Here is a 25,543-nt window from a genome sequence, read left to right as displayed (position 1 = left end):
ATAGACAAGATAGAAAGGATGAGCAAGTATGGATTTCTCTTTCACGAAAAAAGAAGAAAAATTTAGAACTGAACTTCGAACATGGCTTGAAGCCAATCTTCCTGAAGGCTGGCTAGAAGGCAAGCGCGACTTGCCGGAAGACCTGGATGAATACTCCCGTGTGTTACGTGCATGGCAAAATAAATTGTATGAAGCCGGATGGGCAGCCATCGCCTGGCCGAAAGAATATGGCGGTCGCAACGCCAGCTTGATGGAAGAAATTATCTACCACCAAGAAATGGTACGTGTTAAAGCGCCGCCACTCATCAACTATATCGGGATCCATATGGTAGGTCCTACATTGATCGATATCGGAACGGATGAACAAAGAGAGAAATATTTGAAAAAAATCTTAACAGGCGAAGAAATATGGTGCCAAGGTTATTCAGAACCAGGCGCAGGGTCGGATTTAACGGGCCTTAAAACACGTGCGGTAAAAGACGGCGATCGCTGGCTCATCAATGGACAGAAAGTCTGGACAAGTTTTGGCCACGTGGCGGATAAATGCTTCTTGTTGACGAGAACGAGTACGCACCCGGAAAAGAAGCACCGTGGAATTACGGTATTCATGATGGATATGCATCAACCAGGAGTCGAAACGCTTCCGATCGTCCAGATGGATGGACATAAGGACTTTAACGAAGTGTATATGACAGACGCTGTCGCGACCGATGCAGATATCGTCGGACAAGTAGACGCAGGCTGGCATGTATTGATTGCTTTGATGCTCCATGAGCGTACGGGGATCGGTGCGGAACTCTTCACTCTTGAAAAGCAATTCAACGATACAGTGGAACTGGCACAGCAATATAAAGTAAATGGTAAACCATTGATTGAAAATCCTGTAGTCAGACAAAAATTGGCGAATTTCTATGCCCGCGTGCGTGGATCGCTATTGAATTACTATAAAAACTTGACCACTACAATCAAAAACGGTCAACCAGGAGCGGAAACATCCATCGATAAATTGGTAGTAACCGAATTGAACCAGGCACTCTCTGCATTTGCCGTGGAGATTCAAGGACATCAAGGCGTGCTATTTGATAAAGATGCCGTAGCGGATCCGAAGTGGCAACATGTATTCCTCGCCTCATTCGGACAGACAATTGGTGGCGGTACGAGTGAAGTACAGCGCAATACGATTGGTGAGCGCGTACTAGGATTGCCGAAAGACATGGGACGTTAATAGATTTGGAGGGATGAAATATGGACTTTTCATTAACAGAAGAGCAAGAAATGTTCCGTGGACATATCCGCAAAATGTTGGATACATTCGGCGGTACACAACTAGCTCGAGAAATGATTGACAATAATCCGGAAAACCTGAAGAAAGTGTACACGATATTAGCTGAACTTGGATGCAGCGGCATCAACATTCCTGAAGAATACGACGGCATGGACTTGGATGCACTCGATCTCGTTCCGACATTCGAAGAGATGGGACGTTCACTAGTACCTGGCTTGTTCATGGAAACTTCCGCGTTGGTAGTACCGACACTCAAGAAATACGCAACAGAGGAGCAGAAGCAACAATATCTGCCAGCGATTGCCTCAGGAGAAAAACTGGTTTCATTCGCAGCATTGGAGCCTTTCAACGACTTCTCCCCAGCAGGTATCCAATGTGCATTAGTACAACAGGACGGACAGTATGTGCTAAACGGCACGAAGACGCTTGTACCGGAAGCGGAACTTGCAGATGCATTCCTCCTATTGGTACGCACCAATCAAGAGGATCAAGAAGACGGATTGTCTCTTGTGTTGATTGACAAGACAGAAGGGATGAACATCGAGAAACAATCTTCCTTTGACGAATCAAAACATGTAGCGAAGATTGAATTCAATCATCTAGTCATCAAAGATGATCAAATTATAGGTGAAGTAGACAAGGGATGGACGCAACTTCAAGAAGGTCTGTTGTACTTCAATGCCGCACTTAGTTCATACATTGTCGGCGCAATGGAAAGTGTTGTCCATATGGCGACGGAATATGCGAAGATTCGGGAGCAGTTCGGCCAAGCGATCGGACGTTTCCAGGCGATCAAACACAGTATCGTCAACATGAAAGTACATTTGGAGATTGCCCGTTCACTGAGCCATTATGCCAACTGGGTAGTAGATACGGAGGAGTTCGATCGACAAGCGGCCATTTACAGCGCCCGTACATATGCGACGGAGAAATTCATCGAAGTCTCGGCACATAATATCCAAATCCACGGCGGCATCGGAATCACGGAAGAAATCGATTGTCATCTATTTGTAAAACGCGCTCGCTATTATGATCAGTATTTAGGTTCCACCCCTTTCTATCAAGAAAAAGTAGTCGCTTCACTAGGCTGGTAATTTGAAGGAGGAAAACATATGACGAACGTATCCGAGAAATCCAAATTGACGACTTACGGCAATATCATCAACGGCAAGATCGTACAGGCGCAAGACGGGGCTGTATCAAATAGTATCGATCCATCTACAGCAGAAGTATGGGCGACTATTCCTTCCAGTAAAAAAGAAGACGCGGAACGGATCATTCAGGCAGCACGCGCAGCATTCGATGACTGGGCGAATCTACCAGCCCGTACACGCGGCGACTATATGCGCAAGATCGGGGATATGATTCCCGAGTATGCTGCGGAGTTGCTTGAACTTGAAACGCGTAATAACGGCTGGGTACTAGATGAGTATCAGTATTTGGCGGAAGTATTAAAGCAGGTCTGGTATGACGCAGCAGGAGCGGCATCTCTCGTCGGTGCACAAGGTCGTACGGTGCAGATGGGCACAGGGGATTTTGGTTTCACTTCACGTAAGCCATACGGAGTAGTAGTCGGAATCTTACCTTGGAACGCACCTTTGTTCACTTTCACAATTAAGGCTGCCTATGCGCTAGCGGCAGGGAATACGGTCATCATTAAACCGTCTGAGAGTGCAGCGGTCGGTTCATTGCGATATGGCGAGTTGATTTCACAAATCTTACCGCCTGGCGTACTGAATGTCATTTCGGGTGCGGGTCGTGAAATCGGGGATTACCTCGTCTCTCATAAAGAAGTAAATAAAGTGAGTTTGACAGGATCCAAAGCGACAGCAGAGCGTATCACAAAAGCGACTGCGCATTCACCAAAGTCGTTGATCTTTGAACTAGGTGGAAAATCTCCGAATATCGTCTTTGAAGATGCGGATATTGATCAAGCGGTACACGGATTGATCAACGGCATCTTCACACCGAACTCCGGCCAGATTTGTGTGGCAGGTTCACGTATGTTAATCCAGCGCTCCATTTACGACGAAGTGATTGGGCGTTTAAAAGAGTTGATGACGGACAATGAATTTGTCAAACACGGTGATACTCTGGATACTAGCAACACTATGGGGCCTATCGCGAATGAAGCGCAATTTCAGTCGGTATGCGGTTTTATCGATGAGGCATCCAAAGAGGAGTATGAAGTTGTCTTCGGAGGAAAATACGGTGGAGAAGCTGTTCTACCGGGGCAACCAGAATTTGCGGACGGGTACTGGGTGCAGCCTACGCTCGTTAAAGTAGCTGATAACAGTTCAAAGCTAGCTCGTGAAGAAATTTTCGGTCCTGTGGCGGTCGCTATTCCGTTCGATACGGAAGATGAAGCCGTTCAAATCGCGAATGACACGAACTTCGGTCTGGCGGCGGGCGTATGGACACAAAATCTCAGTCTTGCACATCGTATGATTGATAAGCTTCAAGCAGGTAATGTCTGGGTCAATACGTACGCTAGAGTAGGTGCAGATCTTCCGTTTAGCGGCGTTAAAGAGAGCGGTTACGGTACAGACTCGATTCTGGATTATACAGTAGAAAAAGCTTGTGTCATCAATATCCGGTAAACAGTCCATAACGTCTGATCTGTGGCAGGAGAGCTTCGGTTTTGCGCCAAGCATATCGAAACCTCCTTCTGCAGATCTTCACATTAAACCACAACTAGATTTGACATAATGAATAAAGCTTGTAAAAACTATGACACTATCGATAAAGGGAGGCCACTACATGAATGAAGCGGCATTGAAAGATCAATCGATTAATAGGGGTTTTTTATTCATAAGTTTCGGAGCATTCTTTATTATGTTAAGTTTAGCAACCCATCTTCCCGCATACCCGCATATGCTGGCGGAATTTAATCTGACGCCGGGATACGCAGTGTGGATGCAACTGGGTCTGGCTGTTGGTTTGACAGGATTCCAGCCATTACTTGGATGGATTGGAGATTCGTTCGGATTGAAGATCGTCATCCTAATTGGCGGTATGTTCATGGTTATCGGATCATTGCTCGTAGCCTTCTCGTTTTCTTTCTGGGTGCTCGTTCTCGGTTTATTTTTTAAAGGTATTTCGGGCGCGGCGATTGCACCATCGGGAATTGCCTATGCGGGTAAATTCATGGTCGGGACGCAACGCGCGAAAGCGATTGGAACGTTTGCGGCGTTCATCACAATTGGTGCAGTCTTCGGTCCGGTTATTAGCGGTATGATCGTCGACACGGCGAACTGGCAAGCGAGCTTTATATTCACTGCTGTTCTAGGTGGTTTAGGCATTACACTCTTTGCTTTTGTTCCACATGTCAAAGTACAAGCACGTAAGAAGCTGGATGTTCTCGGATTGATTTTTGTCATCGCTTTATTGCTCGGTTTGCTGACGATTCCAACCTTCATTAACAGCTTCGGAATTGAATCTGGAATGTGGATTCCATCATTGCTAGTCTTCGTTACTGCGCTGATCATCTTGATCTTTGTAGAGAAAAAACAAAAAGCACCGTTGCTTGATTTAGAGTACGTTGCGAATCGAAACTTCTGGGTACCGACGACGATTGCGGTGTTCATCTTCCTTGGTTACTCGGGTGTGATGTACTTATTAACATTCTTCGTACAAAGCGTACAAGGAAAAGCCGCTACAACGGTAGGTTTCCTGCAGATGGCCGTATTCCTTGGCACCTCCGTCGCAGCCTATGTAAGCGGAAGAATTATGAAAAAGCTGTCAGCACGATTGATTATAGGATCGGGAATTCTCATCTTTTCTTCAGGAATCATCATGTTAAATTTCGTGACACTTACCACATCATTTACGTATTTGTTCATTGCTATGAGTCTGGTCGGTATCGGTGTAGGTTTCCAAACACCCGTAGTGAAAGGTCTCGTTGTATCCAAAGCTTCAACGGAACGAATGAATGTTGTGACTTTTACGAATACAGTAATTGAAAACCTTGCACAGAGAATGGGCGCATCATTAGCTCTCGTTGCTTTCTCGATCTTCTCTGCAAGCGGTAATAATGTAGGAGCAATAGTGAATACATCGTGGGTAATAATGGGCTTCATCGTCATCGCATTGCTATTTTTACCGTTGATTCCTCGAGCGATTCCTGGAATCCACACGAGTGAAGACGATTTAATCGATACGAACGTTGTGCCGAAAGCGTTACAAACTGAAGAAATCAAATGAATTGTGATGCAAAGTATAGAGAGGAGTCTTTTATATGAATATTTATGTCTTATTGAAAAAAACATTTGACACGGAGGAAGCGATTTCCGTGTCAGGCGGTCGTATTGACGAAAGCGGTGCGGAGTTCATTATTAATCCATACGACGAATACGCAGTCGAAGAAGCAATCCAGCAACGCGACAAGCACGGCGGAACGGTAACGGTTGTGACGATTGGTGATGAGGACTCGGAGAAGCAATTGCGTATTGCACTTGCGATGGGTGCAGATGACGCGGTACTCATCAATACGAGTGACGACCTGAATGAAGGAGATCAATTCACGACCGCGAAAATTCTTGAAGCATTTTTTGAAGGAAAAGAAGTGGATTTGATTCTCGCAGGGAATGTGGCAATTGACGAAGCAAGCGGACAAGTAGGACCTCGTCTTGCAGAGCGTCTAAATATGCCATTCATTACGACGATCGTCAAGCTGGATATGGAAGACGGCACAGCGAAAATTGATAAAGACGTCGAAGGGGATCTCGAGAAAATTGAAGTCTCCTTGCCGGTGCTCGTAACGTGCCAGCAAGGACTGAATGAGCCGAGATACACGTCACTTCCAGGTATCATGAAGGCGAAGAAAAAGCCGCTGGAGCAACTTGAACTAGATGATCTAGATCTCGATGAAGACGATGTGGAAGCAAAAACGGCAACGATTTCTATTTTCTTACCACCTAAAAAGCAAGCAGGACGCATTTTGGTAGGTGAAACAGGAGAGCAAGTCAAAGAACTAGTCGGCTTATTGTCCAATGAAGCGAAAGTAATCTAAGCAATCTACAAGACGAAAGGAGTTTTATTATGAGTGAAAAAATACTAGTAATCGGGGAATTGCAGCAAGGGGTTCTTCGTAAAGTAAGTTATGAAACGATTGCAGCGGCAAAACAACTAAATGCTAACGCAGAAATTCTGGCATTGGTACTAGGTGATGGGGACTTGCAGCAACCGGCTGAAGAAATGATTCACTATGGTGCTAACCGTGTCATTACCGTCTCTCATGCAAACTTGAGCAATTATACATCGGAAGGCTACGGACAGGTGATCATGGAAGTGATGCAAGACGAAAAGCCATCCGGCATGATCATGGGCCATACGTCAGTCGGTAAAGACGTGACGCCAAAAATCGCAAGTCGCTTGGAACTTGGATTGATCTCGGATGCGGTGGCTATCGAAAAAGAAGATGATCAAGTCATTTTCACTAGACCAATTTACTCCGGTAAAGCGTTTGAAAAGAAAGTAATGAAAGGCGAAGGACTGCTATTCGCCACGATCCGTCCGAATAATATTTCCGCATTGGAGCCTGACGCTAGCCGGACAGGCGACATCACAGCAAAAGAAGTGGATGTCAAAGACTTGCGTACGATCGTCAAAGAAGTGATCCGCAAGAAAACGGAAGGCGTAGATTTATCGGAAGCGAAAATCGTTATCGCTGGCGGACGGGGTGTTAAGAGCGCTGAAGGGTTCAATGCATTGTATGAGCTGGCAGACTTGTTAGGCGGCGCTGTAGGGGCTTCTAGGGGAGCCTGTGATGCCGATTATTGCGATTACTCGCTACAAATCGGTCAAACCGGAAAAGTAGTAACGCCCGATCTCTATATCGCGGTAGGTATTTCAGGAGCGATCCAGCATATGGCAGGCATGTCGAACTCCAAAGTAATTGTCGCAATCAACAGTGATGAAGAAGCAAATATCTTTAAAATGGCAGATTACGGCATCGTCGGCGACTTGTTCGAAGTACTTCCTTTATTCATCGAAGAACTTAAATTGCAAGGCGCATTAGTATCTTAATTAGTAGGCATTCATAAAACAGCTTAAAAAGTTCGATCACCGGACTTTGTAAGCTGTTTTTGCGTTCTAATCTTTAATACCTATCCCTTCTACTGAACCAAAAGTAAATAGTGAATCTTGGAAATCCATGTTATACTATTCTGAACTTACGGTTTATCGGAGGGGACTCTGTTTGATTAATCACGATTTACTGTTGAATGACATGAACTATGAACTGACCCATCATCAAGCCATTGCAAATAAAATTGACCCATTCCAAGTGATTATTATACATGATCGCCAGCCCAACTTCTTTGACTATAACTACTTAATTAATTTCCCATCTGAAAACGTACGAAAAAAAGTGGATGCCAACCGTATTTTTCCGAGGGGGAAAAACGAGACATACATTGTCCGTCAGCAAGACTACGAGGACAATATTGATTTGTTTTTCAAGATTCGTGTGGATGCAAGACGCGAAGTGCTCTCGAAAGCGACAGAGTTCATGATCGCTAAATTTTTTAGCACCTATGAAGGTCATCTGACACCGTTGCTTATGAATAAGCCAACACTCAAATGGGAAATCATAAATAAATTACATGCTAAATACGATAAAATGGTACATGCACATACTCGTCTAAATGATGAGAATTCTTGGAATGTATTCAGCACGTGGTACAGGACGTATTTAATGAACCATGCCGTCAGTGAGATGCTTAAAAGGCATGGCTATAATTCTTTAAATGCTCTTGATAGAGAAGCGTTGAATGTATTATTTCTCGAAGAAATGAGGGTAAGTTTTGTTTCCAACGATAGTTTTCTGAATACATTCACCGCTGACGTCAACGTGTACATCGAAAAAATGGTTTCCGAAATACTTGCGGTGTTTGAATCAGAAAAAAATTCAATGGAGCAAATCAATCAATTACTCGGAGTCAGCGAGCAGATTTCTGTACATCAGCCTATCGAATCAACAGCAAAAACAAATAATCTTGTCGTCATGAGCAATGCCATCTATCAATTCATCACGGAAGCGATTTCTAACCAGCACTTTGTCTGCGAACCCGATCAATGGCCACGAGCAACTACACAAGGCCCAAGATTAGCAGGTTCTTTGCAGCTACTTCCGCGTGAAGAGGAGCGAACAGCAAGTCGTATGAATCAACTGCGTAACGATGTCGAATCGTTATCGGAAGTTGATGTGGACGTATTGGATTCTTTATGTCATATGTATTTGGCGCAAGTAGGTGACCGCGTAGAAATTCGCTTCGATGATCTACTGACAATCCGTGGACTGAAGCCAAAGCTCGGAGGAACAGGGAGGCGTGGTGGCTATGAAAAACAACAACGTATCCAAGTGTTGAAAGCGCTTTCCATCATACAGTCACTATGGATGGAACTTGAGTCGGTTTTAGTATATGAACAAGGCAAACCTGTCAACAAGAAGATGCAAGGACGTGCGTTCATTTTTACGAATGAAGACGGCAGTCCATGCGAATTAAATGAAAAGTCACTACCCGAACGTCTATATGTGACAATTGGGGAAGTTTTTGATCCTTTCTTGCAAGGCGCTGCCAGACAAGTAAAGTTATTACCGAATCAAGCGATTGAATTCAATCCATATCAACGGAAATGGGAGAAAAAACTCATCCGTTATGTAAGCTGGCGTTGGCGTACACAGGCACGAAAAGCGAGCTACTTGCAGCCGCATAAAATCAGTACATTACTCGAGAAAATTGGTATCCCAATAGATTCACAAGCACCTTCACGTATTCGGGACCGCCTGGAGAAAGCCCTTGACTTATTGGAGGAAGAAGGCGTAATTACATTTTGGCAATACAATCAATGGAATGAAGACAGCATGTCGAAGAAAGGCTGGTTACGTGTCTGGTTGAATGCTACGATCATCATCGCGCCACCTGACGAGATTGTTAGCTATTACGAGCCGATCGAGAGAAAGAAATCAATACAGTCGCCAAACAATTTTACCTTAACGCAAACTAAAGAAGAAATTTGCAAGAACATCGGTAGTGATTTTAAAAAATGCCGCATCAATCGTGATTTAACACTGAAACAAGTATCCGATGAATTGAATATTTCGACATCCTATATAAGCAATATTGAACGAGGTGGAGCGTTACCGTCGCAAAACATCTATAAAAAGATGAAAGATTGGATAACGTAAGTCGGAATGACATACTACGTGTCAGGTGAACTAAAATACGTAATTAATTATTTGAAACCGAACATACAGACGCTAAAATAGTGTTATACTAAGCAAAGCTCATTTTTTGTCGAGCTTTGCATTTTTATATGTGCAATCGCAATAACTAACTCATTTTATATTCTTAAGAAACCTGGTTCCAAATAATCCTTCTTAACATACTATTCATCGCCCCGTATCATTTGGCATGCTATACAAACCTACGAGCAGCAATTAGGGAAGGGAATTCGAGAGCGTGAAAAACGATGCACAATGATCGATTGGATAAGTAGCAAGTTTACGTCACAATGATTGTGCAAACCGTGGCGTTAATTACGTAATGTGCAAGCAAAATATTGAATTAAGTAAATGTCTGCAATCAACTAAATCTAAAGTACGAACATACAAGCGCCACAAAGTGATATACTAAGCGAGGCTCGTATTTATAAGCTATGGAAAACTATATGCGTTATATGTTCTTATTGAACATGGTTCCGAATAATCCCTATGCATTCAATATTCTTCGCACCATACTATCTAGCAACCATCAACTACTGCACGTAAAGTAATCAAGTAGAAATCCTGGAATGCATGAAATTAATTGGAAGAGAAGGGGCCACTAGATTTTTGATAGTAGAATGATCAGCGTGCAAAGTATATGATGATGGATTAACTTATCATAAGTTATATAAAGTATTAAGTTAACAGACCAGGCGTTGCATAGAGCATACAATCAATGAATACATGACATGTCGAGTTAAGATAGTAAAATGCATTGTTAACATTGTAAAGCGGCTTGCAAAGTTTTGTGCAAGAAATCCATATAAAATAATATATGTCGATGAAAAACTAACATCAAAACATCGTAAAGCTTAATGTGAACATGCTAAATAATTATAATAAGTCGAGTGTAAAATTCGTCTTAAAAATCGTTCATATCTCAATATCACAAGTATACTTTCCATTGATACGTTACTTCCTATAATTTATATTATGTTCGGGGCGTTCTACAATCTATACATATTCTATTCACCAAGTATCCTTCTCGCCCTAGCTTTCTAAGCGATTTTTATGATCTTTAGTCTTAATGTTATCAAAGTCGATATGTTCCACACTGTACTCAATAACATCATTAATAAATAGCTTATGATCTTTTGCGAACTTCTTAACGGATTCTAATAACTCTTGATCGTACGTCGTTTTATATTGGATTCGATCTGTCGGTCGTAGATTCTTATCGTATTCAATCACACCTGTAGCTAACACGTTCCATAAACCATTTTCCAATAAATAATTGCTATATGTATCAAGTTCTTCCGATAATTCTTCTAATTTCTTTAAAATTTCCTTACTGATATTCGTACGGAATTTAATCCGCGTTTCATCTGTAGTTTGAATCATTTTTCCGCCCACTAATTTCCACATTGGCTATTCCTCCTAATTTAACGAAAACTCGCAAATAATATATTCACGAGTTCATCTTTTGTAATCGATCCGTTTGTTGTAACGCCTGGATATTTGCAGAACCTGTTGCAAACATCGCCATACGTAATTCTAATTCGCGAACTTCCATTGTTTGGATAACACTCTCAGCAGATTGAGTAGCTTCTTCTAAAATCGCGCGACCAAAACCGACAAAATCTGCACCGAGCGCAATACATTTTGCAGCATCGACGCCTGTATGAAGTCCACCGCTTGCAATCAGTAATTTATCATGCATATAAGGCTCGACTAGTTGTAATGAATCTGTTGTACGAATTCCCCATTCACTAAACGCTGCCGCTGCTTGCTGTTTGATTGTGGTTGTACGGTATTTCTCCACTTGACTCCAAGATGTCCCTCCTGCCCCGGCTACGTCAATGAATGACACACCGATATCTAGAAGTTTCTTGGCAGTTTGCCCATCAATTCCCCATCCAACTTCTTTAATACCGACCGGAACTGATAATTCATTGCATAATTTCTCGATTTTAGATACTAAATTACTAAAATTTGTATTTCCTTCAGGTTGGATGACTTCTTGTAAAACATTTACATGCAAAACTAACGCATCTGCATCCGTATATTCGATGATTTGACGACATTCATCAGCAGAAAATCCATAATTTAACTGCACTGCACCTAAATTCGCGATAATAGGGGCTGTTGGAGCGTATTTTCGTAATGCAAATGAAGGACGGAATGCTTTACTTTCTATTAAAGCGCGTGTCGAACCTAACGCCAGTGCCCAGCCTCTTTGTTCCGCAGCAAGTGCGAGATTCCGGTTAATCGTTTCCGCAAAATCCGCACCACCCGTCATCGAACTGACTAAAAAAGGTGTTTTACATGATTTATGTAGAAAGTTTTGCTCCATATTAATTTTGTCAAATGCTAATTCAGGTAAGGCATTATGTAGAAATTCATACTGCTCCAAACCTGTTGTGATCGCATTTCCCGTCACATGTTCATCCAGCACGATTTGAATATGTTGTGCTTTCCGGTCATTCAATTGCTTGCCCATGATTTTAGCTCCTATCTACTTGATGCATCCATTTCTGTCGCTGTCGGTTATTATGAATTATAGCTGTTCTATTTTGATTACACAAAAATAAAAAAGCTCTGATTATGAAATCGAAGCTTTTTACGTTTTAATACGTTGACACTACAGATCTTTTCCGCTTTTCATCCGTTATTTGTCCTTGTTCAAGGTAAATAATACGATCGCCGAGGCGTTCTGCCTCGGCGTGATCATGCGTCACAATAATGAACGGAATTTTCCACATGTCATGTAAACGTAAAAGTTCATCTTGACACTGTTTCCGTGTTTCTTTATCGAGGGCCGATAACGGTTCATCCAGCAATAACACGGAAGGTTGTGTGGCAAGTGCTCTCGCCAATGCTACACGTTGTTTTTCTCCGCCTGAAATCTGGTGGGGATACTTTTGCAACAAATGCTTAATCCCTAGTACTTCCAGCAATTGGCGAATCATTTCATGACTTTCTTTTCGTTCGCTGTTTCTCACGCCAAACCAAATATTCTTCTCCACTGTCATATGTGGAAACAACGCATAGTCTTGGAATAAATACCCGACTTTTCGATCACGAGCGGGCACCGGTTTTTCACCGGTTGTAAAAAATGTGCATTCATTCGAAAGAATTAAGCCGTGGTCTGGGTGTGCGAGCCCTGCAATATTGTCCAGAATCGTTGTTTTACCTGAGCCGGATGGACCGACTAACACCATGATTTCATTGCACATTTCTAAATGAATGTTCATCTCAAAATGTGCGAGTTGTTTAGTGATTTCTACATGTAGCATGTCAAATCCCCCTTCGACTCAAGATTTAGTAAACCGTCTAATATTGCGCTTGCTCCACCAATTTACCCATAAAATCAAACTAAAGCCGAATGTACTGATCATGACGACCCAAAACGTCGCTTTTTCCATTTGTCCCGACTCTACCGCGAAATAAATCGCCATCGGAATCGTGTCCGTTCTACCCGGTATGTATCCCGCAAGCATTAACGTAGCACCAAATTCACCAAGACCTCTTGCGAATGAAAGCACCAATCCTGCCAGTAATCCAGGCCAAGCAAGTGGAAATACAATGAACCAAAATACTCGCCATTCAGAAGCACCCATTGTACGCGCAGCATTTGATAATCGTTCATCAAGACTTTCAAATGCGGCCGCTGCACTTTGATACATTAACGGAAATGACACGACAATCGAAGCGATAACAGCGCCAATCCATGTAAAAACAATCTGAAAATCGAACCATTCAAGCAACCAACTGCCGATCCAGCCCTTTTTGCCGAATAAAATAAGTAAACCAAAGCCGACAACGGTCGGTGGTAACACGAGCGGCAATAAAAATAAGGCTTCCACTATGCTTTTTCCAAAAAAATCACGCTTCGCAAGTACATACGCAATGAATACACCTGCTACAAACACAACGAAAGTGGAGATAGCAGCTACTTTCAAAGATAATAATAAAGGGGAGTAATCCATATCTAGCACACCTCTCCCCTCCTTTCATTTACTTAAATCCGAACTTCTGCAACGTTTTTTTTCCTACGTCACCTGTCAAATAATCAAGGAATTGCTGCGCGGCTTCCTGATATTTAGATTCAGCAACGACAGCACCAGGGTATACAATCGGCTCATGCCAGTCGGCTTCAGCTTCTGCCAATACTTTCACATCATTTGAAACGAATGCATCACTTGAATACACGACACCATAATCTGCGTTACCCATTTCCACATGTGTCAGCACTTGCCGTACGTCTGAGCCAAGAACTAATTTGTCCTGCAAAGGTTCCCATAGATCCAAGCTGTCGAATGTTTCTTTCGTATAGCGACCAACCGGAACCGATCCCGGCTCGCCCACTGCGACATGATCCAGGGTCGCTGTATTCAAGTCTTCAAATGAAGAAATCGCACTATCGGAATCTTTTTGTGTAATTAATACGAGTGCATTTTTTGCGAAATTTTTTCTTGACTCATTGAGGATTAAATCTTTATCTTCCATGTCGTTCATATCGTTTGAACTGGCAGACAAGAATACGTCAGACGGGGCACCATTTTCAATAGTCGTTGCCAATTTCCCGGAGCTTCCAAAATTGTATGTTACGGTAATCCCTTTATGCGCTTCTTCAAAAGGCCTTTTTAACTCTACCAAGGCATCTGTCAAGCTTGCCGCAGCAGAAACTACTAGTTCAACATCGGGTTTTTCCTGATCTACAGCGCCTGTTTTTTCAGTTTCATTCGCATTTGAACATCCTATCAGAAATATCGTCAGTAGAATAGACAATGTAGAAAGTAAGAATCGTCTCATTATATACTACCCCCTGCCGCTTTATAAAGTATAACTAGATATACCTAAACATAACTAGTTATGTTTAAAATTATCATAGTATGCATTGTAAAACTTGTCAATTTTGCAATTGGTGATGAAATGTTGGAAGATAGATGTACTATTGTTGGAGGGTTGAGACATGACAAATCTAGAACATGATATTTCCTATACCACCGATGAAATCGCCCAATTATTGAAAGTCTCGAAATTAACAGTGTATGACATTATTAAAAAAGGAGAAATTAGAGCCTATCGCGTAGGACGTCAAATGCGTGTGGATGCTGTAGATTTAACAGCGTATAAAGAACGACTGAAAAGCGGGGGTGAATCAACGCCAGTGTCTTCAAATTCGATGATTCCACAAGTCACAGCGCCAGAATCTGTAACTGACAAGCAAATCATCATCAGTGGACAGGATTTGAGCTTAGACATCCTGGCCAGTCACATAGAAGAATCCGGACTCTTTCGACCACTGCGCTCCTTCTCTGGCAGCTTGAATAGTTTGATCAAGATGTATCAAGGACAAGCCGACATTGTCAGTACTCATTTATTTGACGGAGAAACAGATGAATATAATGTGCCATATATTAAACGTCTACTTACTGGACGCTCTTATATGGTAATTAATTTGCTCGGCAGGAAGGCGGGGCTGTATGTACAAAAAGATAACCCGAAGAATCTACAGAATTGGTCAGACCTTGGACAGTCAGGTGTCCGCCTTGTAAACCGTGAGAAAGGCTCGGGGGCTCGAGTTTTGCTGGATGAGCAGCTTCGTCTAGCAGGAATCACAACTTGTTCTATCACCGGTTATGACGACGAGGAACTAAATCATATGGCCGTAGCGGCACGCATCTCATCTGGTCAAGCAGATGTAGGAGTCGGAATCGAAAAAACTGCCCAATTAATCAACGTGGACTTCATTCCATTGATTCAAGAGCAGTATGACTTAGTGTTGATTAAAACGCCTGAAAATGAACAGTTGCGTGGGCTCATAGTGGAAACACTAAACTCAGCCTCGTTCAAAGAAAAACTGGCTGCGATTGGTGGTTATGACTTGACGAAGACTGGGACTATTTTGTATGAAACGGTATAGCAAAAGTGACCGTTCATCAACTTCCGTGCGGACATCACTAATGCTCAATAGCCTCTAAATCTCTGAACATTTAAACGAAAAAACAACGGATAGTACCCTATCAGATGATCATTCCAATGAAATCTCGCATTATCCTTTCAAAAAAAGTAACCCACCTTCATTAAGGCGGGTTACACTCTATCGTTCTCATAATACTCTTCAATCGAATCTGTTTCATAATACATTTCTTCTTGCGTCTCAAAGCGGTTATATCTCAACGTGAACAAATAAAACACATGAGTGGCTACCACTTTCAGCAGCGCATATGCCGGAATCCCGAGAATCACTCCAGCAACGCCGAACAGCGAGCCTGCCGTAAGTAAGACAAAGATAATCGTGATCGGATGAATATGCAGTGATTTCCCCATGATCTGAGGCGAAATAAATTTGCCTTCGATCACTTGCACAATCGTCCACACAATCGCGAGCTTCACAAGCATGAATGGCGACGTGACCATCGCAATAATAGCGGCAGGCGTGATCGCAATCACCGGCCCAAGATACGGCACGATACTCGTGAACATCGCAAGTACCCCAAGCAGCAACGCATACTTCATTTTAATGATCAGGAAGCCAATCGATACCATGATCCCAATCGCAATCGCAACTAAAATCTGCCCTTGAATATACGCACTGATTTGTCTATCCGCATCACGGAAGATGATCGATGCATCGTCACGCAGACGTGGAGGCAACATGCGTAAAATCATCTGTGGTAACTTCTCGCCATCCTTCAGTAGATAAAATAGAATGAGCGGCACGGTGACGATACTCAAGATGATTCCAGTAAGTGCGGAAACGAATGATGTCACGCCGGATGCGATACCGCCTATCGTCTCTGTGAAGAACTTCCCGATGCTCTCAAAGCCGGAATCGAGGAACGTATTGACATTAAAGTTAAACCCTTGATAGACAGAGCCGAAAATAGAGTTCCGTAAAAAGTGGTCCGTATCTAAGATCAACTGTTTGAAATACGTTGGAAATTCCTCGAATAAATTGATCGTCTGCAAACGAAGGAACGGTAACACTAAGAAAATCACTAATGTCAATAAACCAGCGGCGGCCAGCAAGATGATTAAAATGCCATAGACGCGTGGTATGCGCAAACGTTCCACCAGAAAGCGAAGGATCGGGCGCATTAAGTAGTATAAAATCGTCGCAAGTACGACCGGTAAAACGACAGTTGAGAAAAATACTTGAATCGGATAGAAAATAAATGAAACTTGAGTGAAGACCAAGATGATTAATCCAATGAACAATAGACAAAGCAATACAAACAATGTAGATTGACCACCGAGAAATCCGACGATGGGTGATGTCGAACGAATAGACCAGAAATCTCGTAAAGAAGACTTTTTTGGTGGCTGCCTCAACGCCTCACTCCCCTTTTATTCGATCCGTCAAGGTGTAGTTAAAAACGAACGGATCGCTTCTCTATTTTTATCTAGATTAATTTCAATGACAGAACCTGCATGACTATATGAAGTAAAGGAATAACTGCCCTCTACTGGAATACGTAATGTTTGCAGATCTAGTTTTCGTTTTGCGATAACTGTCAGCACTTTAGTCAGCTCGTCTTTCGAAGTTAAATCTGTTTCAATGAAGTTATCGAGTGCACCGGCTAGTTTTGGAGCTTGCAAAACAGTTGACACACTAAACAGCTCGTCTTTCATGGCCTGAATTACTTCTTGCTGGCGATTGACTCGACCAAAGTCGCCCTCGTCATCTGCGCGAAATCGTGCATACCCGAGTAGCTCTTTACCGTTTAACCGCTGTACGCCTGGTTTTAACGTAACACCGATTTTCTCGGACATTTCATTCTGTACATTCATTTCAAGGCCATTTGGAAATGCAATATCCATAATTGATTCGAAATTGTCGAAATCGACGACTGCGTAGTGATGGATCGGAATATTAAACATCCCTGAAATCGTTTCTTTCGCAGTTTGGACTCCCCCTAAATAGTACGCCGTATTAAGCTTGTACGACTGGTACCCTGGAATTTGTGCGTAAATATCACGCATGAATGAAATTAAATGCGCGGTTCCAGCGGTTTGATCCCAGGACAACACCATCATCGTGTCGGTACGATATTTTCCGGAACCATCATTGTCGACGCCGAGCAATAAATAATTTTCCGTCGTCGGATCTTCTGGACTTAATAAATCGCCCTGAAACTCCCCCGGATTCATCTTACTCCCTGCCGTCATGGCCTTCCCTTGTTTATATTGAAAGTAACTATACGCTGATATCGTTACGGTGAAAAGCAATAGTAGAGTCATAAAAACTCTGCCCACGCGTAATTTACGCTTCTTTTTTCTACGTTGTGGCTGTTGTTCGTCGAAGTGTTCGTCCATGTGGCATTCATTCCTCCATTATCCGTGTGTATCCTGTTATGAGGACGTTTCTGTTCACAACGGGTTGCGTCCAGTCACGAGCTTTGCTTGGCGGATCGACCTATTTGCAACGCTAGCACTAGCATAGCCACAAATAAAACAAGAAATACGAACAATGTCACGTAATGATTTTCGGTGTAGTCATATAACAAAGCGATTAGTAATGGTAAGATTCCACCGATGATGAACCCACCTGTTTGCATCATCGCAGTCCATGAATTGGTTTCTTCTGCCGTATCGGTCGCGTCCATCGGCAGTAGCAAACAGATTGGGAATAATCCACCAAGCGGAATTCCCATGATGACAACGCCGATCGCAAACCACAATGGCTCTGCTGTCCACATCAACCCGATCGAGAAAATACCAAGCAACAGAATGCCGATAAGTGCCGGTGTTCTGCTTGTCAACTTCTGTAAAATTAGAGTAAAACCGATATTCATAAAAATTTGCACGATCGTCATCCCACTGAGCAATGCGCCCGCTTGTAGAAGCGTCATGCCGTTCGACACCGCAATAGGAACGAGATACGCCAAAACGGAAAAGAATAATGCTGCTTGTAAACCAAAGAAAATTAGGAAGCTCCATGCCTGTTTATTGCGCCAAGGATTCTTCCCTTTTTGCACGTGTTGCTTTGTCACTTGCTTCACTTCGATTGGATACGCCGCGGTGACAGCCCACGCAATGATGCCAAAAATCGCAATTATAGCCCAAACTGCAAGTGCGAATCCATAGGAATGAGCTTTTTCGTAAAAAACACCTGTCAATCCTGTGCTCAGCGTTGCCCCCATTCCCATACCGAATGAATAAATTCCAACGACTACAGCAACATGCATCGGGAAGTATTGCTTGATCAATGCCGACAATAACGGTCCAATGACAGCAATCGCCACACCTGCAATGAAAGCGGTCAGTAATAATACACTGAACGAAGTGACAAAAAAACGCATGGCAGTTGCTACAGCAAGTAACAACAACATCAAGTACATCGTTTTGTTCAAGCCAATTGCCTGATTCAGTATGGGCGCCAGCATGGCGAAGACGCCCATACAGATAACCGGAATAACAGTCAGGAGACTCACTTCGGTGTTCGACAACAACAAATCATCACGGATGATATCTAGCATCGGTCCAATTGACGTAATCGCTGGCCGTAAGTTGAGCGCGACTATAAAGATCGCTAATAATAATAGACCTTGGGTAGTTTTAGAGCGCAAGACAAAGACTCCTTTTGCATGTGATACGTAACTAATACCTATCGTCATTATATCGTAAAATGAAATTGTAAACAGTACTAGTTCAAACATTCCATTTCACGTAATTTTAATGTATACTAGGAACATTGTGAAATTAGGAGGATATTATTTATGTTAGCAGTTAGTAATTTAAGTCTTCGCTTTGGCGACCGCAAGCTATTCGAAGATGTCAATATACAGTTCAATCCAGGCAATTGCTATGGATTAATTGGAGCGAATGGCGCTGGTAAATCAACATTTCTTAAAATTATATCAGGTGAACTTGAACCTCAAACAGGTAATGTTATTCTTGGAAAAGATGAACGTTTGGCTGTCCTGAAACAGAACCACTTCGAGTATGAAGAGTTCGTCGTGATGGATCTAGTCATCATGGGTCATAAAGAGCTATATGAAGTCATGAAAGAAAAAGACGCGATTTATATGAAGGAAGACTTCTCCGACGAAGACGGCATGCGTGCAGCTGAACTTGAAGGTGAATTCGCTGAGATGAACGGATGGGAAGCGGAATCTGAAGCTTCTGTACTCCTTCAAGGTCTTGGTGTTCCGGAAAGTATGCATCACGTTACGATGGCAGAGCTTGACGGATCAAGCAAAGTAAAAGTATTGCTTGCACAAGCTTTATTCGGCAAACCTGACGTATTACTGCTTGATGAGCCGACAAACAACTTGGATCTAAAAGCTATTCAATGGCTTGAAGAATTCTTGATTAACTTTGAGAACACTGTCGTAGTTGTATCCCACGACCGTCATTTCTTGAATAAAGTATGTACACACATCGCTGATCTCGACTTCAGTAAAATTCAGATCTACGCGGGTAACTATGACTTCTGGTATGAGTCAAGTCAATTGGCTTTGAAACTATCTCAAGAATCAAACAAGAAAAAAGAGGAAAAAGTAAAAGAATTGCAAGCGTTTATCGCACGTTTCAGTGCCAACGCATCGAAATCTAAACAAGCCACATCCCGTAAAAAGACATTGGAAAAAATCGAACTAGATGATATCAAACCATCTTCACGCCGTTATCCTTTCGTGAACTTTACAATAGGCCGTGAAATCGGTAACGATGTGTTGACGATTAAAGATGTCACAAAAACGGTGGATGGTAAAACGTTTATCAAAGATGCCACCTTTACACTTAATAAAGAGGATAAAGTGGTGTTGATCGGTAACCCACTTGCAAAATCTGCTTTGCTCGATATGCTAGCTGAGGAAACAGAGCCCGATACAGGAGCTATCAAATGGGGTGTGACGACAACTCGTGCCTACTTCCCTATGGATAACTCGAAATATTTCGAAGGATCCGAGCCGACATTAGTTGATTGGCTACGTCAATACTCTCCTGAAGATGAAACGGAAACATTCTTGCGCGGATTCCTTGGACGTATGTTGTTCTCAGGTGAAGAAGTGAAGAAAAAGCCGAATGTCTTATCAGGTGGAGAAAAAGTTCGCTGTATGTTATCAAAAATGATGCTGACAAGCGCAAACGTTCTTCTTCTTGATGAGCCAACAAACCACTTGGACTTGGAATCTATCCAAGCATTGAACAATGGTTTGATCGCGTTTAAAGGCGCGATGATCTTCACGTCTCATGACCATCAGTTCATCCAAACAATTGCTAATCGTGTAATCGAAATCAATGATGATGGAACAATCTTTGATAAGATGATGACATATGACGAGTATTTGGAATGGAAAGGTCAAAAAGCTTAATGTTTAGTTGATATAAAAACTCCCCTGGAAGTATTGCTTCTAGGGGAGTTTTTTGCGTTTGACGTTAACAAGTCATACATGTATGTAATGTACACTATTGAATCGTAAAAACAACGGTCAACGCCAATGCCTTTTCACTTTCTCTTTTGCGAATAATTGTCTTGCAGTGCTCTATTAAGTAAAGAGATCGATCGGTCAATCTCAAACTTTATTGTATCTTTGTAGGCTTTTACTTTTTCCTGGTCACCTATGCGGTAGATATAAAGTGTCTGCATCTCCGTCCCCTGCTTATGGACCGGATGTCTAACGATAAGACCATCGTTAAGTAGATCATGTAGAGACTTGTATACTTCAGACTTAGTCGGTCGATAACCAAGATCTCTGAAATGATCTAAAAGGTCATCTAATATTTGTAAGCCATACAAGTTCCCTTCTTCCGCCTTATTGAGCATGTAGAGCTTTAAAAAGGCTCTCTGACGAATTACAAATGTACTCTTCATTGCTCTTCCCCTCCTTAATTACTGTACGTGTGCTATCTATAGTATACCAAAAAATGAGATGCGAGGATTATTGTAGCAAGAAGGATTATTTGGAACCAGGTTTTACTAGAACTATTCAATATGTTTATAGATGGAGTTGTTTGGTTATTCTTAAAAAAATCGTATATTTCGAGTTTTGATTTTTCTAATCTTAAAATGTGGTTAGAAGAAAAATAGACTTCCCTACTAAAATAATTTACTGGTTAGATAGTGAATTAATTGGACAAGATGTTTGAGTAGCCAGCTACACGCATCGGAGTAATTTACGTATCGTTTCCCCTACTTTTTTTATTCCACATGAATAGCTTCCACCAGTAAGGGAATAACACAAAGTAAAAGGAGGTTTTTCATTATGAAACGCAATCTATGGTTTCTAACGATTGCATTGCTTCTCGTGCTCGTCGGATGCTCAAACAAGCCTGCTACGTCCATTGACGGTAGACTGACGCTTCTAAGACAAATCAAGAAGGAAAGAACGGTGATGCGTCAGAACAACATGACAACAAGGATGCGAATCTGACCAATGTAGCCTTACTTGATTACTTTCTCCCGGACGGTTCAAGCGCGCATTATAAAGGTGTCGGCAATGAATTTGCTGAGCTAGACATCACCGTTGCAAGACCTGCGCAAGACTATGTCGTAATTCATGAAAACAACGGTGGTGCATTCGTTCAAAAAGTGTATAAACTCAATGGAGATGAAATCCAAGTATTGCAGGAAGAACATATTGAATTGGACGCTGCAGTTCCACCGACGGAAGAGCTAGAGTCCATGAAGCCGATCCGAACCTATTTGAAAGGCCCTATTGAAGTAGGTACAACTTTTGATGACTGGAAGATTGTGGAGATGAATGCTTCAGTGGAAACCCCCTATCAGCAATTTGAAGATGCGGTCGTGATCGAGCAAGTAGGAAAAGACTTTGTGAACAGGATCTATCTCGTGAAGGATTTTGGGGAAGTTAAACGTGAATCGATGATGTCGATGGAAGGCGAAGATGAATTTGTCGTTACATCGAGTCTAGAAACGGTGACACAACCGTAATTTACTGCAAACGAAAAGGCGCCGCAATGGGCGCCTTTTCTAGTGGTTTAGATTTTAACAACGTTAGCTGCTTGTAGACCACGGTTTCCTTCGACAACTTCAAATTCAACCTGTTGACCTTCGTCAAGAGATTTGAATCCGTCGCCTTGGATTGCTGAGAAGTGTACAAAGATGTCTTCTTCTCCGTCAACTTCGATAAAACCGAAGCCCTTTTCTGAGTTAAACCATTTCACTGTACCTTGTTTCATTCGATTACCTCCAAAAAAATATAAATACTTTAATACACGAACCTTAGCATACAAAAAAATTCACGTATTACAAAAGTTGCCGACGTCGCCGATCCCTTTTGTAATAGGTGAATCACTTAGCATACGGTCGTTCAATTAATTTACTTACGTTTAGTATAACATATTGGGCTTCTTTGTCAATTAATAAAAAGCGCATTTACTGAATGTTCTCACGATATGTTTGGTTCCCCGTCTAACAACACGATGATTCCGTGATACAACTGCAAATCTCCTTCACAACCATTGCAATAGTATTTTTCAGATGTGGACCAAAATGCATGGAAGCAGCCTTTGCGTATTTCATAATGTTCAAAACACGGTTCCATCTTCGCGATCAGTTCTTTAACATATGCTTCTGTATCAATTTTATTCGTAAATGTTTTGGATGAGACACAGTAGTCTCTCCACTCTTCAAACATCCACCACGGCTCAAAGTCCGCCTTCATGTATACCACTTCATACATTCAGTAAGCACTCCTTTACCTTGCGCAATGCAGGAATGATATTCATTCTAGCAAATTCAACTCGCTAATCAAAGTAAATTGATTCTTGTTGCGTAATATATGAGTTTTCGACCATTTTCGGCTATAATTGAGGTAGGCTCCAGTAACCTTACTGTCTGCACGATAAATGAAACCTTTTCGTCGTTAATCCGTAAGTATTATATAGAGTCAGAATGGAAGGCGGCCTAAAACATCATGAATAATATAAAAAACTTCTTCACACGACATGCACTAATGGCTCCGACTAGCTTCCTAACATGGGTAATCCTAATTGGCGGTACAAGCATGAACTTTTTCATAGGCTCCGCAATCGGGATCGCACTGTATGCAGGAGGCAACGTAGCGATTAAAGAACTGCAGTTACGCTCTACATTAAAAAAATTCGGGATGGCACGCTCTGAATATAAACATATTGAACAACAACTGAATGAATCTAAACGAAAGCTAAAACAGCTCGGAAATATGTACGGACAAGTCCGTTCAATCCAAGCATTCAGACAAGTATACGATATGTCTTCAATGGCTCGACGAATCATTAAGATTGTCCAGTCCAACCCGAGAAAATTTTATCAAGTCGAAAGCTTTTTCTACGCTCATCTTGATTCCGTCGTAGAATTAACATCGAAGTACAGCCTACTCGTTAATCAACCATTAAAAGACCAAGATATCAAAGTCGCATTACAACATACCCGCGAAACATTATCTGATTTGAGTCTCGAAATGGAACGAGATCTACGTAACGCCGTATCAACTGATTTAGAACAGCTTCGAATGGAAATTGATTACGTCGATATTACACTCAAAAGAGACAAACCGTTGCTTCAATCGAAAGGGGAACATTCTAATGACAGATAAAAACGTACTACAAGAAAAATCGGTGGACGACTTGCTTGGTAATCCATTCGATATGGATGCTAGCCTGCTTCCAAAAGAAATGGAGAATTCGCTGTCCGACACAGCGGCACCCGCTAAATTGATTGACCGATTAACACCCGAGGAGCAAGATAAAGCACGTCAATTGGCTTCACAGATTCCTGTCGGTAATTACGAGGCCGTCATTTCCTACGGTGCCAATGCACAAAATGAACTATCCAACTTCTCTCACAAAATGCTCGATCACGTCCAAGGCAAAGATATCGGACCTGTCGGTGATGTATTGAATGAATTAATGGCCAAACTATCTGAAATCGATACAAATGATCTATCAGATAAAAAGAAATCAGGTCTTAGCCGTTTATTCAACAAGGCTACTCGCCCGATCAAAGAAATCATGACGAAATACGAAAAACTTGGCACACAAGTCGATAAAATAAGCGTTCAACTGGAGCATTCCAAACGTGGTTTAATGGAAGACGTTCGCATGTTAGACAATTTGTATGAACAAAACAAAACCTACTTTCAAGCATTGAATGTCTATATTGCCGCTGCGGAATTAAAGATTGATGAAATCAATAGTACAATCATTCCAGAACTGCATAAAAAAGCACAGCAATCAGATGATCAAATGATGGTTCAAGAAGTTAACGATATGGCACAATTTGTGGACCGTTTAGAAAAACGCTTGTACGACTTGCAACTATCCCGTCAAATTACCATTCAGAGTGCGCCACAGATTCGTATGATCCAACAAACGAACCAAACGTTAGCTGAGAAAATCCAGGCATCTATCATGACAGCGATTCCCCTGTGGAAGAACCAGATTGCGATTGCTCTAACACTAAACCGTCAGCAAAAGGCTGTGGAGTCACAAAAGCTTGTCACGAAGACAACGAATGATTTGTTGCTTCGTAACTCCGAGATGTTGAAAGTAAATAGTATCGAAACAGCCAAAGAGAATGAAAAAGGTATTATTGAAATTGATACATTGAAAACGACACAGGAGAACTTGATTCAGACGATTGAAGAAACCTTGCTGATCCAAGCAGATGGACGCGCAAAACGCAAAGCTGCTGAGACCGAGATCGCTAGAATGGAACAAGAACTTAAGACCCGTTTACTCGCTGTATATGAAGAGTCACAAAACCGTCCCTCATAAGAGAGACGGTTTTTTGTTGGTGGAAATGTTGGAGACACGATAGGGATTCTTCTTCCTAAATGGGACCGTTAGAGATTGGGACACTATTCGAGTGATAGACTGTTCCACTTCCCTTTTCGTTATATAAGGTCAAGACCGATGGCAACGCTGCAGGCTATGAGCGTCCCCGGAACCTGATTGAGCGGTTAGCTAAGACGATTGAGCGAATACAAGCCGTAATAGAGAGCTTAGACGAATGAATGAGCGAAACCCGCATTGTTCACACTAGTTATCCACGAAAAATCTTCAAACCACAACAAACAGTTGTTCAATGATTC

General features: G+C 42.1%; 24 protein-coding genes. 13 read left to right on the top strand and 11 right to left on the bottom strand.

Translation table 11 applies throughout. The annotated features are described in order from the left end of the window. The first annotated feature begins 28 nt into the window (after window positions 1-28). From CSV75_RS03565 to CSV75_RS03535, 7 genes are all read left to right on the top strand, one after another. On the top strand, window positions 29-1,225 hold the full coding sequence (locus CSV75_RS03565) for an acyl-CoA dehydrogenase family protein (protein WP_099674771.1): 1,197 nt from the start codon (window positions 29-31) through the stop codon (window positions 1,223-1,225). A gap of 20 nt (window positions 1,226-1,245) precedes the next feature. Beyond that, on the top strand, window positions 1,246-2,379 hold the full coding sequence (locus CSV75_RS03560; protein WP_099674770.1) for an acyl-CoA dehydrogenase family protein: 1,134 nt from the start codon (window positions 1,246-1,248) through the stop codon (window positions 2,377-2,379). Window positions 2,380-2,397: 18 nt separating this feature from the next. Further along, window positions 2,398-3,885 (top strand): aldehyde dehydrogenase family protein, encoded by a 1,488-nt coding sequence (locus tag CSV75_RS03555; protein WP_099674769.1) that lies wholly within the window; start codon window positions 2,398-2,400, stop codon window positions 3,883-3,885. A gap of 160 nt (window positions 3,886-4,045) precedes the next feature. Beyond that, window positions 4,046-5,488, top strand: a complete 1,443-nt coding sequence (locus tag CSV75_RS03550) for an MFS transporter (RefSeq protein ID WP_099674768.1) — start codon at window positions 4,046-4,048, stop codon at window positions 5,486-5,488. A gap of 34 nt (window positions 5,489-5,522) precedes the next feature. Then, window positions 5,523-6,296 carry an electron transfer flavoprotein subunit beta/FixA family protein gene (locus tag CSV75_RS03545; protein ID WP_099674767.1) on the top strand — a complete coding sequence of 258 codons (774 nt, stop codon included), beginning with the start codon at window positions 5,523-5,525 and terminating at the stop codon, window positions 6,294-6,296. 29 nt (window positions 6,297-6,325) lie between these two features. Continuing rightward, complete coding sequence (locus CSV75_RS03540; RefSeq protein WP_099674766.1) at window positions 6,326-7,312, top strand: electron transfer flavoprotein subunit alpha/FixB family protein; 987 nt, start codon at window positions 6,326-6,328, stop codon at window positions 7,310-7,312. Between the two features lie 172 nt (window positions 7,313-7,484). Next, window positions 7,485-9,476, top strand: a complete 1,992-nt coding sequence (locus CSV75_RS03535) for a helix-turn-helix domain-containing protein (RefSeq protein WP_158231583.1) — start codon at window positions 7,485-7,487, stop codon at window positions 9,474-9,476. Between the two features lie 1,068 nt (window positions 9,477-10,544). On the opposite strand, the gene CSV75_RS03530 is transcribed toward CSV75_RS03535, so the two are convergent. The 5 genes from CSV75_RS03530 to modA all read right to left on the bottom strand — a co-directional run bounded on the left by CSV75_RS03530 (window position 10,545) and on the right by modA (window position 14,309). Then, window positions 10,545-10,919 (bottom strand): rRNA methyltransferase, encoded by a 375-nt coding sequence (locus CSV75_RS03530; RefSeq protein WP_099674764.1) that lies wholly within the window; start codon window positions 10,917-10,919, stop codon window positions 10,545-10,547. Window positions 10,920-10,962: 43 nt separating this feature from the next. After that, a complete protein-coding gene (gene fni / locus CSV75_RS03525) occupies window positions 10,963-11,994 on the bottom strand; it encodes a type 2 isopentenyl-diphosphate Delta-isomerase (RefSeq protein ID WP_099674763.1) in 1,032 nt (343 codons plus the stop codon). A gap of 127 nt (window positions 11,995-12,121) precedes the next feature. After that, the gene (locus tag CSV75_RS03520; protein WP_099674762.1) at window positions 12,122-12,790 is read right to left on the bottom strand and encodes a sulfate/molybdate ABC transporter ATP-binding protein; all 669 of its coding nucleotides are present in this window, start codon (window positions 12,788-12,790) and stop codon (window positions 12,122-12,124) included. 18 nt (window positions 12,791-12,808) lie between these two features. Beyond that, complete coding sequence (gene modB / locus CSV75_RS03515) at window positions 12,809-13,483, bottom strand: molybdate ABC transporter permease subunit (protein ID WP_199171311.1); 675 nt, start codon at window positions 13,481-13,483, stop codon at window positions 12,809-12,811. 28 nt (window positions 13,484-13,511) lie between these two features. Beyond that, a complete protein-coding gene (gene modA, locus CSV75_RS03510) occupies window positions 13,512-14,309 on the bottom strand; it encodes a molybdate ABC transporter substrate-binding protein (protein ID WP_099674761.1) in 798 nt (265 codons plus the stop codon). 160 nt (window positions 14,310-14,469) lie between these two features. Here modA and CSV75_RS03505 point away from each other — a divergent pair, with 160 nt between their 5' ends. Continuing rightward, complete coding sequence (locus CSV75_RS03505; protein ID WP_099674760.1) at window positions 14,470-15,423, top strand: substrate-binding domain-containing protein; 954 nt, start codon at window positions 14,470-14,472, stop codon at window positions 15,421-15,423. A gap of 170 nt (window positions 15,424-15,593) precedes the next feature. Here the strand turns inward: CSV75_RS03505 and CSV75_RS03500 are convergent, their stop codons facing one another. The 3 genes from CSV75_RS03500 to CSV75_RS03490 form a co-directional block, all read right to left on the bottom strand. Beyond that, window positions 15,594-16,835 (bottom strand): AI-2E family transporter, encoded by a 1,242-nt coding sequence (locus CSV75_RS03500; protein WP_099674759.1) that lies wholly within the window; start codon window positions 16,833-16,835, stop codon window positions 15,594-15,596. A 27-nt stretch (window positions 16,836-16,862) separates the two neighbouring features. After that, the gene (locus CSV75_RS03495) at window positions 16,863-17,819 is read right to left on the bottom strand and encodes an LCP family protein (RefSeq protein WP_099674758.1); all 957 of its coding nucleotides are present in this window, start codon (window positions 17,817-17,819) and stop codon (window positions 16,863-16,865) included. 74 nt (window positions 17,820-17,893) lie between these two features. Next, window positions 17,894-19,072, bottom strand: coding sequence for an MFS transporter (locus CSV75_RS03490; protein ID WP_158231582.1), 1,179 nt, complete (start codon window positions 19,070-19,072; stop codon window positions 17,894-17,896). Window positions 19,073-19,222: 150 nt separating this feature from the next. Between CSV75_RS03490 and CSV75_RS03485 the strand changes: the two genes are divergently transcribed. Continuing rightward, entirely contained in the window at window positions 19,223-20,821 is a 1,599-nt protein-coding gene (locus tag CSV75_RS03485) for an ABC-F family ATP-binding cassette domain-containing protein (RefSeq protein ID WP_099632330.1), read from the top strand. 134 nt (window positions 20,822-20,955) lie between these two features. On the opposite strand, the gene CSV75_RS03480 is transcribed toward CSV75_RS03485, so the two are convergent. Further along, window positions 20,956-21,321 (bottom strand): helix-turn-helix domain-containing protein, encoded by a 366-nt coding sequence (locus CSV75_RS03480; protein ID WP_099632331.1) that lies wholly within the window; start codon window positions 21,319-21,321, stop codon window positions 20,956-20,958. Between the two features lie 391 nt (window positions 21,322-21,712). Here CSV75_RS03480 and CSV75_RS16210 point away from each other — a divergent pair, with 391 nt between their 5' ends. Together CSV75_RS16210 and CSV75_RS03475 are read left to right on the top strand one after the other, a co-directional pair. After that, window positions 21,713-21,880: a hypothetical protein gene (locus CSV75_RS16210; RefSeq protein ID WP_158231581.1), complete on the top strand. Its 168-nt coding sequence runs from the start codon at window positions 21,713-21,715 to the stop codon at window positions 21,878-21,880. A gap of 158 nt (window positions 21,881-22,038) precedes the next feature. After that, window positions 22,039-22,401, top strand: a complete 363-nt coding sequence (locus CSV75_RS03475) for a hypothetical protein (protein WP_099674756.1) — start codon at window positions 22,039-22,041, stop codon at window positions 22,399-22,401. A gap of 47 nt (window positions 22,402-22,448) precedes the next feature. Here the strand turns inward: CSV75_RS03475 and CSV75_RS03470 are convergent, their stop codons facing one another. Continuing rightward, a complete protein-coding gene (locus CSV75_RS03470; protein ID WP_085130730.1) occupies window positions 22,449-22,649 on the bottom strand; it encodes a cold-shock protein in 201 nt (66 codons plus the stop codon). A 209-nt stretch (window positions 22,650-22,858) separates the two neighbouring features. Then, complete coding sequence (locus CSV75_RS03465) at window positions 22,859-23,152, bottom strand: DUF1033 family protein (RefSeq protein ID WP_099674755.1); 294 nt, start codon at window positions 23,150-23,152, stop codon at window positions 22,859-22,861. Window positions 23,153-23,386: 234 nt separating this feature from the next. Here CSV75_RS03465 and CSV75_RS03460 point away from each other — a divergent pair, with 234 nt between their 5' ends. Both CSV75_RS03460 and CSV75_RS03455 read left to right on the top strand, forming a co-directional pair. Beyond that, entirely contained in the window at window positions 23,387-24,046 is a 660-nt protein-coding gene (locus CSV75_RS03460; RefSeq protein WP_099674754.1) for a 5-bromo-4-chloroindolyl phosphate hydrolysis family protein, read from the top strand. Next, window positions 23,973-25,226, top strand: coding sequence for a toxic anion resistance protein (locus CSV75_RS03455; RefSeq protein WP_369825351.1), 1,254 nt, complete (start codon window positions 23,973-23,975; stop codon window positions 25,224-25,226). Before CSV75_RS03460 ends, CSV75_RS03455 begins: the two co-directional genes overlap by 74 nt. Window positions 25,227-25,543 lie beyond the last annotated feature (317 nt).

This window comes from Sporosarcina sp. P18a (assembly GCF_002743135.1).
Lineage (GTDB): Bacteria > Bacillota > Bacilli > Bacillales_A > Planococcaceae > Sporosarcina.
The sequence above is the reverse complement of the archived record's forward strand: the minus strand, read 5'-3'. Positions and strand labels throughout refer to the sequence as shown.

What these genes read in the sequence shown, in the direction of transcription:
- CSV75_RS03565 (WP_099674771.1), top strand. Translation starts at nt 29, where the DNA reads ATGGATTTCTCTTTCACGAAAAAAGAAGAAAAATTTAGAACTGAACTT.
- CSV75_RS03560 (WP_099674770.1), top strand. Translation starts at nt 1,246, where the DNA reads ATGGACTTTTCATTAACAGAAGAGCAAGAAATGTTCCGTGGACATATC.
- CSV75_RS03555 (WP_099674769.1), top strand. Translation starts at nt 2,398, where the DNA reads ATGACGAACGTATCCGAGAAATCCAAATTGACGACTTACGGCAATATC.
- CSV75_RS03550 (WP_099674768.1), top strand. Translation starts at nt 4,046, where the DNA reads ATGAATGAAGCGGCATTGAAAGATCAATCGATTAATAGGGGTTTTTTA.
- CSV75_RS03545 (WP_099674767.1), top strand. Translation starts at nt 5,523, where the DNA reads ATGAATATTTATGTCTTATTGAAAAAAACATTTGACACGGAGGAAGCG.
- CSV75_RS03540 (WP_099674766.1), top strand. Translation starts at nt 6,326, where the DNA reads ATGAGTGAAAAAATACTAGTAATCGGGGAATTGCAGCAAGGGGTTCTT.
- CSV75_RS03530 (WP_099674764.1), bottom strand. Translation starts at nt 10,919, where the DNA reads ATGTGGAAATTAGTGGGCGGAAAAATGATTCAAACTACAGATGAAACG.
- fni (WP_099674763.1), bottom strand. Translation starts at nt 11,994, where the DNA reads ATGGGCAAGCAATTGAATGACCGGAAAGCACAACATATTCAAATCGTG.
- CSV75_RS03520 (WP_099674762.1), bottom strand. Translation starts at nt 12,790, where the DNA reads ATGCTACATGTAGAAATCACTAAACAACTCGCACATTTTGAGATGAAC.
- modB (WP_199171311.1), bottom strand. Translation starts at nt 13,483, where the DNA reads ATGGATTACTCCCCTTTATTATTATCTTTGAAAGTAGCTGCTATCTCC.
- modA (WP_099674761.1), bottom strand. Translation starts at nt 14,309, where the DNA reads ATGAGACGATTCTTACTTTCTACATTGTCTATTCTACTGACGATATTT.
- CSV75_RS03505 (WP_099674760.1), top strand. Translation starts at nt 14,470, where the DNA reads ATGACAAATCTAGAACATGATATTTCCTATACCACCGATGAAATCGCC.
- CSV75_RS03495 (WP_099674758.1), bottom strand. Translation starts at nt 17,819, where the DNA reads ATGGACGAACACTTCGACGAACAACAGCCACAACGTAGAAAAAAGAAG.
- CSV75_RS03485 (WP_099632330.1), top strand. Translation starts at nt 19,223, where the DNA reads ATGTTAGCAGTTAGTAATTTAAGTCTTCGCTTTGGCGACCGCAAGCTA.
- CSV75_RS03480 (WP_099632331.1), bottom strand. Translation starts at nt 21,321, where the DNA reads ATGAAGAGTACATTTGTAATTCGTCAGAGAGCCTTTTTAAAGCTCTAC.
- CSV75_RS16210 (WP_158231581.1), top strand. Translation starts at nt 21,713, where the DNA reads ATGAAACGCAATCTATGGTTTCTAACGATTGCATTGCTTCTCGTGCTC.
- CSV75_RS03470 (WP_085130730.1), bottom strand. Translation starts at nt 22,649, where the DNA reads ATGAAACAAGGTACAGTGAAATGGTTTAACTCAGAAAAGGGCTTCGGT.
- CSV75_RS03465 (WP_099674755.1), bottom strand. Translation starts at nt 23,152, where the DNA reads ATGTATGAAGTGGTATACATGAAGGCGGACTTTGAGCCGTGGTGGATG.
- CSV75_RS03460 (WP_099674754.1), top strand. Translation starts at nt 23,387, where the DNA reads ATGAATAATATAAAAAACTTCTTCACACGACATGCACTAATGGCTCCG.